The organism is Bacillus sp. FG16 (assembly GCF_057809515.1).
Window position 1 is genome coordinate 1 of sequence record NZ_JBMDKC010000403.1, and the last position, 320, is coordinate 320.

Sequence of the window (320 nt, forward strand, 5' to 3'; positions counted from 1 at the left end):
TTGAACACCCATAGCAAATGCCTACAAGCAGGAGGGCATTTGTTCTTATTTTTCCTTCAGGTAAGCTAACGACCTGAAGGGTTTTTATCGTTAGAAAAGGGACAGTTGGATGGGTTCATGTTCTTCTTTTTCTTGATTTGTATAAGAGATATGTCGATTGTAGCCCTCTCCTAATCTTCGCTGAATTTCATCATCTAGTAATTGAATCGCACGCTCTTGTGAGGCGGTATACATGACTACCTCTTGCGTCGGGTACATTTCTCCGCTTGGTGCTACGATGGTATAAGAAAGTGTATAGGCACTAATTTTCAAAAAAACCA

The 320-nt window shown here is 40.6% G+C and carries 1 protein-coding gene; it reads right to left on the bottom strand.

The window, feature by feature from the left end; translation table 11 throughout:
• Positions 1–90: 90 nt before the first annotated feature.
• Positions 91–320: hypothetical protein (locus ACODS7_RS32930; RefSeq protein ID WP_488828777.1), on the bottom strand; the 230-nt coding region annotated here is incomplete at its 5' end.